Annotated in this window: 13 protein-coding genes; 11 read left to right on the top strand and 2 right to left on the bottom strand. The window is 65.0% G+C overall.

What is annotated here, in order from left to right:
- The first annotated feature begins 73 nt into the window (after positions 1-73).
- Genes IEV83_RS19620 through IEV83_RS19585 form a run of 8 tightly spaced genes read left to right on the top strand, consistent with a single transcriptional unit; the run spans position 74 to position 6,527 of the window.
- Positions 74-574, top strand: coding sequence for a TRAP transporter small permease (locus IEV83_RS19620; protein ID WP_181762066.1), 501 nt, complete (start codon positions 74-76; stop codon positions 572-574).
- The gene (locus IEV83_RS19615; protein WP_181762065.1) at positions 571-1,857 is read left to right on the top strand and encodes a TRAP transporter large permease; all 1,287 of its coding nucleotides are present in this window, start codon (positions 571-573) and stop codon (positions 1,855-1,857) included. The genes IEV83_RS19620 and IEV83_RS19615 overlap by 4 nt, the downstream gene beginning before the upstream one ends.
- Positions 1,854-2,702 carry a dihydroorotate dehydrogenase electron transfer subunit gene (locus tag IEV83_RS19610; protein ID WP_181762064.1) on the top strand — a complete coding sequence of 283 codons (849 nt, stop codon included), beginning with the start codon at positions 1,854-1,856 and terminating at the stop codon, positions 2,700-2,702. Before IEV83_RS19615 ends, IEV83_RS19610 begins: the two co-directional genes overlap by 4 nt.
- Positions 2,696-3,640, top strand: coding sequence for a dihydroorotate dehydrogenase (locus tag IEV83_RS19605; protein ID WP_181762063.1), 945 nt, complete (start codon positions 2,696-2,698; stop codon positions 3,638-3,640). The genes IEV83_RS19610 and IEV83_RS19605 overlap by 7 nt, the downstream gene beginning before the upstream one ends.
- Complete coding sequence (locus IEV83_RS19600) at positions 3,637-4,920, top strand: Zn-dependent hydrolase (RefSeq protein WP_181762062.1); 1,284 nt, start codon at positions 3,637-3,639, stop codon at positions 4,918-4,920. Before IEV83_RS19605 ends, IEV83_RS19600 begins: the two co-directional genes overlap by 4 nt.
- Positions 4,917-5,975 (top strand): dihydroorotase, encoded by a 1,059-nt coding sequence (gene pyrC, locus IEV83_RS19595; RefSeq protein WP_181762061.1) that lies wholly within the window; start codon positions 4,917-4,919, stop codon positions 5,973-5,975. Before IEV83_RS19600 ends, pyrC begins: the two co-directional genes overlap by 4 nt.
- A gap of 29 nt (positions 5,976-6,004) precedes the next feature.
- On the top strand, positions 6,005-6,178 hold the full coding sequence (locus IEV83_RS19590; protein WP_181762060.1) for a hypothetical protein: 174 nt from the start codon (positions 6,005-6,007) through the stop codon (positions 6,176-6,178).
- A gap of 19 nt (positions 6,179-6,197) precedes the next feature.
- On the top strand, positions 6,198-6,527 hold the full coding sequence (locus IEV83_RS19585; protein ID WP_181762059.1) for a hypothetical protein: 330 nt from the start codon (positions 6,198-6,200) through the stop codon (positions 6,525-6,527).
- 149 nt (positions 6,528-6,676) lie between these two features.
- Here IEV83_RS19585 and IEV83_RS19580 read toward each other — a convergent pair whose 3' ends face one another.
- Positions 6,677-7,678 carry an AraC-like ligand-binding domain-containing protein gene (locus IEV83_RS19580; protein WP_181762058.1) on the bottom strand — a complete coding sequence of 334 codons (1,002 nt, stop codon included), beginning with the start codon at positions 7,676-7,678 and terminating at the stop codon, positions 6,677-6,679.
- A 219-nt stretch (positions 7,679-7,897) separates the two neighbouring features.
- Between IEV83_RS19580 and capB the strand changes: the two genes are divergently transcribed.
- The 3 genes from capB to IEV83_RS19565 all read left to right on the top strand — a co-directional run bounded on the left by capB (position 7,898) and on the right by IEV83_RS19565 (position 13,354).
- Positions 7,898-9,676, top strand: coding sequence for a caprolactamase subunit beta (gene capB, locus IEV83_RS19575; RefSeq protein ID WP_181762057.1), 1,779 nt, complete (start codon positions 7,898-7,900; stop codon positions 9,674-9,676).
- A gap of 28 nt (positions 9,677-9,704) precedes the next feature.
- Entirely contained in the window at positions 9,705-11,789 is a 2,085-nt protein-coding gene (gene capA / locus IEV83_RS19570) for a caprolactamase subunit alpha (RefSeq protein ID WP_181762056.1), read from the top strand.
- Positions 11,790-11,986: 197 nt separating this feature from the next.
- On the top strand, positions 11,987-13,354 hold the full coding sequence (locus IEV83_RS19565) for a purine-cytosine permease family protein (protein WP_181762055.1): 1,368 nt from the start codon (positions 11,987-11,989) through the stop codon (positions 13,352-13,354).
- Between the two features lie 118 nt (positions 13,355-13,472).
- On the opposite strand, the gene IEV83_RS19560 is transcribed toward IEV83_RS19565, so the two are convergent.
- On the bottom strand, positions 13,473-14,346 hold an 874-nt coding region (locus IEV83_RS19560), incomplete at its 5' end, for an electron transfer flavoprotein subunit alpha/FixB family protein (RefSeq protein ID WP_188478631.1).

The following is a 14,346-nucleotide window of genomic DNA, read 5'->3' as shown; positions in this document are numbered from 1 at the left end:
ACCGTTTGTCGAAGGATAACCCGGCCCCTTAACAGGGGCCGGGAACCCTTTCCTATTTCCGAAGAGGCAGGCCATGCGCGTGATCGATTTCATAAGGCTCATAGAGCGTTTCTCCGCCGTCCTCGTCTTTCTGCTGATGGTCGCGCTCTACTTCATCAATGTTCTGGTGCGCCAGTTCGGCGGCCCGCTCGCATCCGAGTTCGTGTGGATCGAGGAAATGGTCCGCCTCATGAACCTTTTTCTCGTCTTCGTTTCGGTTGGTCTGGTCCTTGAGAGAGGACGGCACGCCGGTGTCCACACCTGGCGCGACAAGATCGCCGCCCGGACCCGCCTGCCGCTGAGAAAGATCATCGACGCCGTCGGCGTCGCCTTCTGTGTCTACCTGGTCTGGATCTCCTGCCAGATGTCGGCCGCCGTCTACTCCATGGGTCAAAGGAGTCCGACTTTGAATATTCTGGTGTTCTGGATCTATCTCCTGCCGGCGATGGGCTTTGCGCTCATGGGCTTGCGCTACGTCCTCAGCTTCTTCGGTCTGATCGATCGCTTCAGCCCCCAGATGGCGGAGGAAGCATGATCCTCTTCGCGGTTATCGCCATTGTCGCGGTTTTGTTGCTGGTCGCGGGCTTCGAGATGTTCCTCGTCCTCGGCGTGCCGGCGCTGATGGTCAAGGGCTTCTTCTATGGCGCCCTGCCCGACACCGTGATCGTCCAGAAGGTGCTCGGTGGCATCAACCACTCCACCCTTTTGGCCATTCCCTTCTTCATTCTCGCCGCCGAACTGATGGGCGAGGGGCAGATCGCCCGCCGCCTGATGAATCTGGTGAAGGCCCTCGTCGGCCACATGCGCGGCGGCATGGGCTACACCACCATCGGCGGTGCCATGGCGTTCGGCTCCGTGTCCGGCTCCGCCCCGGCCACCGTCGCGGCGACGGCCAAGCTGATCTACCCGGAAATGCGCGCCGCAGGCTTTCGCGACAAGTTCATTCTCGGGCTGATCGTCTCCAGCGCCGAGACCGCGCTGCTGATCCCGCCGTCGATCACCTTCATCATCTACGGCTGGATGACCGGCACCTCGGTGGCCAGCCTGTTCGCTGGCGGCCTGGCGGTCGGCGTGGTGCTCGGCCTTGCCTTTGCCGTCATGACCGCCATCGAGGCGCGCCGGCAGGGCATCGAACGCGGGGCCCGCACCTCCTGGGGCGAGAAGCTGATGGCCGTGCGCCAGGCCGGATGGGCGCTTGGTCTGCCGGTGATCATCCTCGGCGGCATCTACAGCGGCTATTTCACGCCGACCGAAGCCGCCGCCGTGGGTGTGGTCTATGCGGCGGTGGTCGAGATCCTCGTCTATCGCGACCTGAGCATCCGGCAACTGTTCGCCATCACCGAACGGGCGGCGGTGTCGACCGCGGTGATCTTCATCCTGTTGGCGATGGGCGGGCTGCTTGGCTACTTCATCACCCTGGCCCAGGTGCCGACGATCATTTCCGGCTTCCTGGCCGCGATCGACGCCGGTCCGATCACCTTCCTGATCGTGGTCAACATCTGCTTCCTGATCGCGGGCATGTTCATCGACCCCAACTCGGCGCTGCTGATCCTGGTTCCGCCGCTGTTTCCGGTGGCCGTTGCGCTCGGCATCGACCCGATCCACTTCGGCATGATCGTTACCTTGAACATCTGCATCGGCATGATCACGCCGCCCTTCGGTCTCGATCTGTTCGTTGCGTCCTCGACGCTGCAGAAGCCGGTCATGACCATCGTCGCCGGTGTCTGGCCCTTCGTCATCACCAATCTCGTGGTTCTCGGCATCGTCACCTATGTGCCGGACATTTCGACATTCCTACCAAGGCTCGTATTCGGATGATGGACCTGAAAGAGACCCCGGCGCCGGCCGGTGAGAAAGACGTCTTCAAGTCTTTCGAACTCGCCCTTGCCGTCAAGAGCAACGATCCGGTCAACGGCGAATACCACCGCCTGGTGCTGGAGGCGCCGGAGTATCTGCTGGCGCGCTGCCAGGCAGGGCAGTTCTTCCACCTGCTCTGCCCGACCGCCAATGGCGAGACGCCCTATCTGCGCCGGCCGATGAGCATCTACGGCTTCTACCCGCAAAAGGGCGAACTGCACTTCCTGTACAAGCTCGCCGGTGCCGGCACCCGGGCGCTGGCCAGCCTGACCCAGGGCGATCGCCTCAACGTGCTGGGGCCGCTCGGCGTCCCCTTCACCATCGAGGACGGCTGGCAGAATCTGGTGCTGGTGGCCCGCGGCGTCGGCCTGGCGACGCTCGCGCCGCTGGCGCTTGAGGCCCGGCGGCTTGGCCGCAAGATGACCGCGATCTGCAGCGCCCGTCACCCCGATTACCTGATGTCGGTCGACTACTTCCGGGAGCTCGGCGCGGACGTGATCACCCTGACCGATGCGGAAGGTACCTCCGGCGTCGACAATCTGGAACGGGTCATCGAGGAGCTGATCGCGGGCGGGCGGGCCGATGCCTTCTACACCTGCGGCTCCAACCGCATCCTGAAGCTGTTGCAGACGATCGGCGCCCGGCATGGCCTGCCCGGCCAGATCGCGCTGGAACAGCAGATGGCCTGCGGCATCGGCATGTGCCACTGCTGCGTCCGCACCTTCCAGCGCGGCGACAAGCTGCTGCAACTGAGAGTGTGCCGGGAAGGCCCGGTGTTCGACATGATGGAGGCGGTCGCATGGTAGACCTGTCCGTTGCGATTGGCGATCTGCGCCTGAAAAACCCGATCATGCCCGCTTCGGGCACCTTCTCCGAGGAACTGGCGGAGGTGTTCGATCTGGAGCGGCTCGGGGCGCATGTCACCAAGACGATCACCCGGGATTGGCGCGACGGCAACACGCTGCCGCGGGTCTGCGAAGTCAACGGCTCGATGCTGAATTCCATCGGCATTCCCAGCAAGGGCGTTGGCAGCTTCCTGGAAAAGGTCGTGCCCTTCTATCAGCGCTACGCCACGCCGCTGGTGGTCAGCATCTCCGGCAACACGGAGGAGGAGTTCGCCACCCTGTGCCGCGAGGTCAGCGTCGATGGGGTGGATGCCATCGAGGTCAACATCTCCTGCCCGAACATCGAGGAGGACGGCAAGGCCTTTGCCATTCGCCCCTCCTCCACCCACAAGGTGATGCGGGCGCTGCGGGCCGCGACCGACCTGCCGCTCTGGGCGAAGCTGACGCCGAACACCGGCGAGACCTCCGAGGTCGCCAGTGCGGCCGAGGAAGGCGGTGCCGATGCGCTGGTGGTGGCCAACACCATCCTGTCGATGGCCATCGACATCCAGACCCGCAAGCCGAAGCTGGGCAACCTGATGGGCGGCCTGTCCGGTCCGAGCCTGAAGCCGATCGCTCTGCGCATGGCCTATCAATGCGCCCGGGCAACGAAGATCCCGGTCATCGGCTGCGGCGGCATTGCCACCGCCGAGGATGTGATCGAATACCTGATCGCCGGTGCCTCCGCCGTGCAGGTGGGCACTGCGACCTTCATCCATCCCACCGCAATGGTGACGATCATCGACGAACTGGAGGCCTATCTTCAGGCGCAGGGGCTTTCCTCGGTGCGCGACCTGATCGGCACCATCGTCGACGATGGCCAGGACGAGGCGGTGGTGTTCATGGAGGCCGCGCCATGACCGTTCAGGTGCGCACCGTCGACGCGGGCAGCGCCGATGACGCGGCGATGGCCGCCCGGCTGTTCGAGGACATCGCCAAAATGTCCCCGGACACTGAAGGGGTCAGCCGCCCGGCCTACTCCGAGATCGAAACGAAAGTCCTGAAGTATCTCGAGGATTTCGCCGTCGAGAACGGTCTGGAAGTCTGGTACGACGCCTGTTGCAATGCCAATTTCTGCCTGCCGGGCGACCGGGATGCGGAGGGCGTCGTCGTCGTCGGCTCCCATGCGGACAGTGTTCCCGCCGGTGGCAATTTCGACGGGCTCGCCGGGATCGTCGCCGGGCTGGTGTGCCTGGTGCGTGCCCGGCGCAGCGGCGCGGCCCTTGCCCGGCCGGTACATGTCCTGGCCATGCGCGGCGAGGAAAGCGCCTGGTTCGGCCCCTGCTACATCGGCTCCAAGGCGCTGACCGGCACCTTGAGCGAAGCCGATCTGGCGGCCTGCCACAGCGGCGACGGCCGGCCGTTGTCGGACCATATGGCCGATGTGGGCGTGCCGGTGGAGCGGCTGCGCGCCGGCGAACCGATGATCGATCTGTCGCGGATCGAGGCCTATATCGAATTGCACATCGAGCAGGGCCCGGTGTTGATCGGCAAGGATCTGCCGGCGGCGGTGGTCTCCGGCATTCGCGGCAACATCCGCCACCGGACCATTCGCTGTGTCGGCGAGGCGGGCCATTCGGGCGCCGTTCCCCGTGCCTTCCGTCGCGATTCCGTTCTGGCGATGGCCGATCTTCTGACCCGGCTCGACGAGCATTGGGTGACGATCCTGGCCAAGGGCAACGACCTGGTCCTGACCTGCGGCATGGTCGGCACCGATCCGGACAAGCACGCCATGTCGCGGATCCCGGATGAGGTGTCCTTCAGCCTGGACATGCGCAGTCTGAGCCCGACCACCCTTGACGAGATGCGCAAGCTGCTCGCCTCGGAAATCCGGCAGGTGGAGCGGGACCGCAAGGTCCGGTTCGAGCTGGATCGGGAAATGCGGGTCGAGCCGGCCCTGTGCGATCCGGATCTGGTCGCCCGGCTCACCCGGGCCATGGAAAGCGCCGCGCAAGAAGGATTTGTCATGCCGAGCGGCGCGGGGCATGATGCCGCCGTCTTCGCCGGTGCCGGCATTCCCACCGCCATGGTGTTCGTGCGCAACCGCAATGGCTCGCACAATCCGCATGAGGCGATGGAACTGGACGACTTCATGGCCGCCACCGAAATCATCTACCAATTCCTCACGGGTGCCTCATGACACGCCTGACCATCAAGAAGCCGGACGACTGGCATTTGCACCTGCGCGACGGTGCCATGCTGGAAGCGGTGCTACCGCACAGCGCCGATTTCGCCCGTGCCATCATCATGCCCAACCTGGAGCGCCCGGTGGTGACCACCGCCGATGCGGCCGCCTATCGCGACCGCATCCTGGCGGCCCTGCCCGAAGGTCAAGCCTTCACCCCGCTGATGACGCTCTATCTGACCGAAAGCACCGATCCGGACGATGTGGAGGCGGGCTTCCGCTCCGGGCTGATCACGGCGGTGAAGCTCTATCCGGCCGGGGCGACCACCAATTCCCAGAACGGCGTGCATGACCTTGAGCGGGTCTATCCGGTGCTGGAGCGGATGGCCGAAATCGGCCTGCCGCTCTGCGTGCATGGCGAGGTGGTCGATCCGGAGGTGGATATCTTCGACCGCGAGGCGGTGTTCATCGAACGGGTGCTGGAGCCGCTGCGCCGCCGCATTCCCGACCTGAAGGTCGTGATGGAGCATGTGACCACCCAGGATGCGGTGGAGTATGTGCAGGCATCGGAGCGCAATCTGGCGGCGACCATCACGGTTCATCACCTGATGGTCAACCGCAATGCGATGCTCGCCGGCGGCATTCGCCCCCATTACTACTGCCTGCCGATCATCAAGCGCGAGCGCCATCGTCAGGCGCTGCGGGTGGCGGCCACCAGCGGTGACCAGCGCTTCTTCCTGGGAACGGATTCCGCGCCGCATACCGATGGGCGGAAGCTGTCGAGCTGTGGCTGTGCCGGCGTTTTCTCCGCGCCGCTCGCCCTGCCCTGTCTGGCCCATGTGTTTGAGGAATGCGATGCGCTGCAAAAGCTTGAAGCTTTCGCCTCGCTGAACGGTCCGATCTGGTACGGTCTGCCCTCGAACGACGAATCGGTCACTCTCGTTCGGCACGACGAACCGCAGGCCTGGCCGGAGCGGATCGCCAGCGCCGACGGTCCGGTGACCCTGTTCGACCCGACTGTTCCCCTCCATTGGGCGCTCGAAACGCAGGCAGGAGGGCAGCCGGGCTAACCAACCACGGCAAGACAGGCGGCGCATGTTTGCAGGCACAGTTCTCGGGCACGCCCCTGATCGCGGAAACGGTGGCGAAGATGCTGCTGGAGATCGATGCGGTGCAGTACCGCGTCGATCATCCGTTCACCCTGAACTGCGGGCTCACTGAGCCGGTCGCATGGCCGGCCAATCATGGCGGCATCTCCCGGCTGCCTCAGTAAAATGCGAAAGGACAGGTCCATGTTTGACCAGCTTCTGGAATGTCTCAATGAGCAGGGCGCCGGCGTGCGGGCCTATGATGCCTGTGCGCGCATGGCCCGTGCCCGGGTGTCCGAGGAGCCGGACAATGCCGCAGCCTACCTGCTGCTGGCCTATGTCGCTCAGCGCTTCGTCGAATCCTATGACGACCAGCCGCTGTCCGTCGAAGCTGCCAGCGAGGAATTCCAGCAGTTCACCGACATCGTCAAGATGCTGGACAAGGCCGAGGCCGACGCATCCGCCGATGCCCGCATCGCCGCACTCAATGTGGTTGCCGCGAAGCTGAACACCGCGCCGAAGACCGGCGACTGACCTTTCCGGGGCGGTTTCGGGAGGCCTGACAGGGGCCGTTCCTGAAACCGCGCCGCCAGATGCCCCATATCCTTTCCCGACAAGATTCTCCTGATCGTGCAGGTGCTGCCTTTCGGCGCTGCCGGCGCGATCCGCCCGCGCCCGGCGTGTCAGGCGGGCGCTTCGCCTTCCGCCTGGTCCAGCGCGGGATCGCGGCGGCAGGTCCTGAGATTTTCCTGCCGATATTCCCCGGGCGAGCAGCCGACATGCTGCTTGAACAGCCGCGAGAAATGCGCCACGTCGCCGAAGCCCCGCCGGAAGCAGATCTCGGCGATCGACTGCCGCGCGCCGGCTGCGCGCAGGTCCATCTTCACCGCCTCCAGCCGCAGATCGCGCACCCATTGGCCAAGCGTTCGGTCGGTGTCGCGGAACAGCGCATGCAGATAGCGCACCGAAATGCCGCAGCTTTGCGCGATCAGCTCCGGGCCCAGTTCCGGCCGGTGCAGGTTGGCCCGCACAAAATGTTCGGCCCGGCTCAGATGGGCGGCGCGCACGGAGGAGCCGCCGGAGGTCAGCGTGCGTTCATCCGCGTGGATCGACAGGGCGAGCAGTTCCACCAGATGCAGGCCCACCGCCTCGCGCGCCTCCGCGGTCATGGTCGCGAACCGCTGCGGAATGTGATGCAGCATGTCGACGAACAGGCCGGAAACACCGCCGCCGGCGTTGAACTGCATGCCGCAAAACCGGTCCGGCGCGCGGATCCGCCCGCCGAGGGCCGCGGCCGCAACCTTCATCACCCAGAGATCGGCCCGCGCATCGTAGCTGAAATCATAGGGCTGATCGCTGCGTTCGATGATGTAGCCGCCGGGCTTGCAATAGACCTCGCGGCCCGCTTGGGCGAAGAAGATTTCCGAGCGCAGCGGGATCGTCACCAGCAGGTGCTCTTCCTCGTCGCAGGCAAGGTGCTGCGGCAGCCGGTGGTAGGACAGGGCCTCGGAGCGAAGCCGCGACAGCGAGACCTGCCCGAGGTTCCATTCCTCCAGGCGCCCGCCGAACCGCTCCGCCTCGCGGAACCGCAGATCCAGCGGAAAATAGGCCCGGGCGATCGCGTCACGCCAATGGGCGCTGCGATCCGCAGGCGGCACACAGCCTGTCGAGATCAGCGTGTTCATCCTCTCGTCCTCCCACCGTTACCTTAGGCGAGGGGGCCGAAGGGCACAAACGCGCATGGCCGCCTGTGCACTCCACGTCAAGAAATCCTGCGCTGAGGCGCAAAGACAGTCCGCGCATCCCGTTCCTACTGTTGCTGGCGGAGCAAGAACCAGAACAGACGGCGGGGAGGAACGGCGTGCCAGCACGGCCGGATCCAGCCGTCATGGAAAGGCACGAGGATGGAACAGACAGTCGGAAAACCCGAACGAAGCCAGCAGGCCAAGATCGACCCGATCACCCTTTCGGTGGTGCGCGGCATCCTGGAAACCACACAGCGCGAAATGACGCTGTCGCTGGAAAAGACCGCCCGGTCCAGCGTCTTCAACCTGGCGCATGACTATTCGACCGCGCTCTTCAACGCCACACCGGAGATGATCCTGCAAGGGCAGGACATTCCAATTCATCTGGGCTCGCTGATTCCGGCGATGAAGGTGATCGCCGACTATTTCGGCGACGACATCCACGAAGGCGATCTGATCCTGCACAACGATCCGGCCTATGGCGGTAGCCATGCCATCGACACCTGCATGTACAAACCGGTCTTCTATGAGGGCAAGCTGGTCTACTGGACCGTCTGCAAGGGGCATCTGACCGACATCGGCGGACCGGTGCCGGCCGGCTACAATCCGGAAGCCAAGGAGATTTACGCGGAGTGCCTGCGCATTCCGCCGGTGAAAATCTGGGACCGGGGCAAGCCGCGCCACGACGTGCTCAACATGATCCTGACCAACATGCGGGCGCGGCGCGATCAGGAAGGCGATTTCAACGCGTTGATCGGCGCCTGCCAGGTGGGCGAGCGCAACCTCATCCGGATGCTGGAAAAATACGGCGCGGAGCAGGTCGATGCCTGTGTCGACGAGCTGCTGGCCATGGCCGAACGGCAGATGCGCAGCCTGATCCGCACGGTGCCCGACGGCACCTATGAGGGCACGGCGGTGCTGGAGGACGCCGGTCACGGCTTCGGCGATTTCGACATCACCGCAAAGGTGACGATCGAGGACGACAGCTGCCACATCGAGATCTCCAGCCCGCCGCAGATCCCGTATTTCATCAACTCCTACGAGGGCAATTCCTATTCCGGCGTCTATCTCGGCCTGATGATGTTCGCCCAGTTGCCGCCGCCCTACAACGAGGGGCTCTACCGCTGCGTCAGCGTGAACATGGGGCCGAAGGGAACCCTGTGCAACGCCCAGGAACCGGCGCCGCACATGAACTGCACCACCACACCGATGGAAACGCTGACCGATGCGGTCCGCCTTGCCTTCGAAAAGGCGATGCCTTCCAAGGTCGCCGCGTCCTGGGGCCATGCCAATGGTCTGAACATCGCCGGCTGGGACACCCGGCACGACGAGGAATATGTGACGATGGTGCTCGCCACCATCATCTCCGGCGCTGGCGCCACGCCGCAGCAGGACGGCTGGCACGCCTGCGGGCCGGAATGCTGCTTTGGCGCGCTGACCTCTGGCGATGTGGAACTGCTGGAACATTCCTATCCGATCATCATTCACCGCTATTCGCTGATGACCGACAGCGGCGGCGCCGGGCTTTATCGCGGTGGATCGGGCACGGCCTGGGAGGTGGAGCCGCTCGACAGCGACATGACCTTCATCATGTTCGGCGAGGGGCGCCGTCTGCCGGCGCTGGGCGCGGCCGGTGCCGGCTCGCAGATGACCGACACCAAGGTCGGCCGGCTGGAGCTGAAGCGCGACGGCAAGGTCGAGACCATCCGCGACAACACCATCGGCGTGATCAAGCCGGGCGAGACCGTGACCAACATGAACCCGGGCGGCGGTGGCTACGGCGACCCGATGCAGCGCCCCGTCGACAAGGTTCTGGCGGACGTGAAACTCGGCCTCGTCTCCCTCGAGGGCGCCCGCCGCGACTATGGCGTGGTGATCGAGGATGCCGGCTCCCTGAGGGTCGATCTGGACGCGACGCGCAAGCTGCGCGCCGCCTGACCGTTCCCCTCATTCAAGGATACTGATCATGAACAGCAAATATCGTCTCGGCATCGACGCCGGCGGCACCTTCACCGATTTCGTCCTCGCCGAACGAGCCGGCGGCAGCCGCCTCTACAAGGCCCTCTCCACCCCGTCCGACCCGACCCTGGCGATCCGCAACGGCCTGGGTCTGATCGCCGAGGATCTGGGCGTCGACCTGGAAGAGATCATTCCCAACTGCGATCTGTGCATCAACGGCACCACGGTCGGCCTCAACGCGCTGATCCAGCACAAGGGCGCGCGCACCGGCTTGATCTGCACCGCCGGCCATGAGGATTCCATCGAGATCCGCAACGGCCACAAGGAAGATGGCTATCGCTATGACGCGGAGTATCCGCCGGCGGTGATGCTGGTGCCGCGCAATTTGCGCAAGGGCGTGCGCGAGCGGGTGTTGTCGAACGGCACGATCCGCACCCCGATCAACGAGGAGGATGTGCGTGCCGCCTGCCGTGCCTTCATCGAGGAGGGGATCGAATCCGTTGCGATTTCCTTCGTCTGGTCGGTGCTGCAGCCCGAACATGAACGGCGGGCCGCCGAAATCGTGCGCGAGATGATGCCTGACGTGCCCCTCACCCTCGGCTCCGATCTCTACCCGCAGGTGCGGGAATACACCCGCACCTCCACCGCCATCACCAATGCCTATCTGGCGCCGATCCTGAAGCGCTACGTGACGGCGGTGGACGCCTATTTCCGCTCCCTCGGGGCGACCTCGCCGGTGCGCTACTTCCAGTCCAACGGCGGTCTCGCCATTGGCCAGTTGATGGCCGACCGCTCGGTCTATGCCATCAACTCCGGCCCGGCCTCCGCACCGAAGGCGGGTCTGCATGTCTGCGCCCCGTTCGAGGACCAGAATGTCATCACCGTCGACATGGGCGGCACCTCCTTCGACATCACCCTGACCCATGAGGGGGTGACAAACCTCAACAAGAACATCGACTTCCTGCGCTATCGCATCGGCGTGCCGATGATCCAGGTGGAGACGCTCGGCGCCGGCGGCGGTTCGATCGGCTGGATCGACGATATGGGGCTGTTGCAGATGGGCCCGCAAAGCGCGGGCTCCGACCCCGGCCCGGCCTGCTACGGGCGCGGCGGCACCGAGCCGACCACCACCGATGTCAATCTGGTGCTGGGCTATCTCTGTCCGGGCGGGCTCGTCGGCGGCCGTCTGCCGCTCGACCGGGCAAAGGCCGAGGAGGCCATCCGCAGCCGCATCGCCGAGCCGCTGAATATCAGCCTGGAAAAGGCGGCCTACGGCATGTTCACCATCGTCAACGCCAACATGGTCAATGGCATCCGCCGTGTGTCCATCGAGCGCGGCTACGATCCGCGCGACTTCGTGCTGGTCTGCGCCGGCGGCGCGACGGGCGCGCATATCAGCGCCATCGCCCGGGAAATGGGCATTTCCCGGATCATCGTCCCCAAGCTCGCCTCCGGCCTTTGCGCCTTCGGCCAGATCATCTCCGACGTGAAATACAACCACATGGCAACCTGTCCGGTGCGGCTCGACAACGACGAGGCCTACGCCCGGGTCAACGGCCTGTTCCGGCAGCTGGAGGAAGACGGTACCCGGCAGCTGCGGCAGGACGGGTTCACCGACGAGAATATCCGCATCACCCGCAGCCTGGAGATGCGCTACCTCGGCCAGGTGCATGAATGCACGGTGGAGGTCGACAGCTTCGACATTACCGCCGAAACCGTCGAACGGCTGAAGGATGCCTTCCACCGCCGGCACGAGCAGCTCTACACCTATGCGGAGCCGGCGAGCACCGTGGAGGTGGTCAACATCGAGAGCACCCTTTACGGGGTGGTCGGCAAGCCGGATGACGCGGTTCTCTCCAAAGGCGGGGATTCCGACGGAGCGCTCAAGGGCACCCGCATGGCGATCTTCTCCTCAAGCGGCGAATTCACCCGCACCCCGGTCTATGACGGCACCCGGCTGGGCGCGGGCGATCACATCACCGGCCCGGCGATCATCGAGGAGACGACGACCACCATCGTCGTGGAACCGGGCTGGGCGGCGGAGCTGCACGAAAGCGGCTCCTATGTTCTGCAGCGCCAGCACCAGGGCTGATGGCGCTCCGGTCAACCGGACGGATCGGCCACTTGCGCCGGTCCGTCTCCCTGAGATTGCAGCACTGACCTTGCAGCACTGACACCGGCACGAGCGGCACCGGATCGCCAACAAGATCCGGGCCGTTCAAGGGAGGCGTGCGCTCTCCCCTGCCCGGTGAGATTCAACGACAACAACCTCACCAGAAGGGAATGACAATGGCCCAGTTGCAATCGGCCCCGGAGGCCGACACGCTCGACTTTTCCAATATCGCCGTGCCGCCGGAGGCGCGGATGCCGAAGCTGAACCTCACCATGGCCTGGTGGGCGGTGTGCAGTGCGGTGTTCTACATCGTCGTCGGGGCGTCGATGGCGCTGAATTTCGGCACCCGCAACGCCATCATCGGCATGATCCTGTCGGTGATCGCCTATGGCGCGATCAACGCGGTGCTGAGCCGCTATGCGATCCGCACCGGCCTGTCGGTGGCCCTGTTCTCCCGGGTGCTGTTCGGCAGCGTCGGCGCCAGCATCGCCACGCTGATCTTCTGCGCGACGGCGATCTACTACGCGGTGTTCGAAGGCTCGGTGATCGCGGTCGGTCTGACCACCACCTTCCCCGGCATCTCCTATGAGGTGGGGGCGCTGGTCGTCGTCGCCTACAGCGTTGTTCTGATCTTCGGCAGCATCCAGACCTGGCTGGACAAGTTCAACGGCATCCTGCTGCCGGTCTATATCCTCGGGCTCCTGGCCGCCGTCGGCCTCGCCGTCGCGGAATATGGCTATTCCAACGCCTGGCTCGAACTCGGACCGGCCGAAGGTGCGCCCGCTGGCGGCTGGTGGTCCTGCTTCGTCTATTACATGGGCGTCTGGGTGCTGATGATGTTCACCTTCGACTATGCCCGCTTCGGTCGGCAGGAGGATGCGGGCTACCACGCCGGGGTCAACTTCGGCATGCCGTTCTATCTGATGGCCTTTCTGGTCAGCGGCCTGTTCGGCATCTTCATGATCGGCACCGTGCCGAACGACGGGGCGATCTCCGAAGTGTCCGTGCTGTTGTCGCTGCTGAAGCTGATGGGCCTGGGGGGGCTGGTGTTCGTGTGGGTCACCCAGACCCGCATCAACACCGCCAATTACTACCTCGCCTCGGTCAACATGGAGGCGCTGTTCTCGCCGCTTGGCGCCCTGCCCTTCGGCCGCATTCTCTGGGCGGTGCTGGTCGGCGCCATCGTCTATGTGCTGATGCTGGCCGATGTCTTTGCCTATCTGCTGCAGGCGCTGGCCTATCAGGGCATCTTCGTCGTCGCCTGGGTCGCGGTGGCGCTCGCCCATATCCTCAGCGATCGCTATGCGGCGCTGGTCGGCGGCGATATCGAATACCGCATCAGCCATGTGCCGGCCTTCAATCCGCTCGGACTGTTCGCCTGGTTCGCGGCCGCCGGTGCCGGCATCCTCGTCTACGCTGCAGGCGGGGCCCATGCGGAGTTCTCCGCGCCGACCAGCGCGGTTGTCGGCTTCTGTCTCTACTTCGCCGGCCTGCGGTTCGCCCGTAGGTCCTGGTTCGTCTCCGCGCCGGAAGGTGCGGCCTGACACGCCAGCTGGTCGCTCCCGCCTTACCGGGCGGGGGCGCAACGTCTTCAGTCTCCGAAACGAAAAGGGCCCGCGTTGTGCGGGCCCTTTGGTCTAATGGCAGCGCTGTTTCGGGACGTCAGCCGACCGCTGCCTTGAACTCGGGCAGGACGTCGAACAGATCGGCCACAAGCCCGTAGTCGGCCACCTGGAAAATCGGTGCCTCCTCGTCCTTGTTGATCGCCACGATCACCTTCGAATCCTTCATCCCCGCAAGATGCTGGATCGCCCCGGAAATCCCGCAGGCAATGTAAAGATCCGGCGCGACCACCTTGCCCGTCTGGCCAACCTGCCAGTCGTTCGGCGCATAGCCCGCATCCACCGCCGCCCGCGAGGCGCCAACAGCCGCCCCCAGAGCATCGGCCACCGGAAGCATCACCTCCTCGAACTTCTCCTTCGAGCCGAGCGCACGACCGCCGGAGATGATCACCTTCGCCGAGGCAAGCTCCGGACGGTCCGACTTCGACAGCTCCTGGCCAACGAAGCTCGACAGCTCCGAAGCGACCGCAGCAATCTCCTCGATCGCCGCCGAACCGGTCTCCCCGGCCGCCGAAAAGCTCGCCGTGCGCACCGTGATCACCTTCTTCGCATCCGACGACTTCACCGTCTGGATCGCGTTGCCCGCGTAGATCGGACGCTCGAACGTGTCCGCATCGACCACCGCGGTGATGTCGGAAAGCTGCATCACGTCGAGCAGCGCCGCGACCCGCGGCAGGATGTTCTTGCCGTTCGCCGTCGCCGGCGCCACGATCGCGTCATAGCCCTCGGCAAGCGACAGCACCAGATCGGCCATCGGCTCGGCCAACTGCTCGGCAAGCCCGTCGCCATCGGCGAGCAGAACCTTGGCCGCCCCGGAAAGCTTCGCAGCCTGTTCGGCCGCCGGCCGGCAGCCCTTGCCCGCCACCAGCACATGCACATCCCCGCCCAGCGCGGCGGCCGCCGTCATCGCCTTG

The sequence above is a fragment of the Stappia taiwanensis genome (assembly GCF_014635285.1).
GTDB classification, from domain to species: Bacteria; Pseudomonadota; Alphaproteobacteria; order Rhizobiales; family Stappiaceae; genus Stappia; species Stappia taiwanensis.
This window is presented reverse-complemented; position numbering and strand designations above follow the sequence as displayed.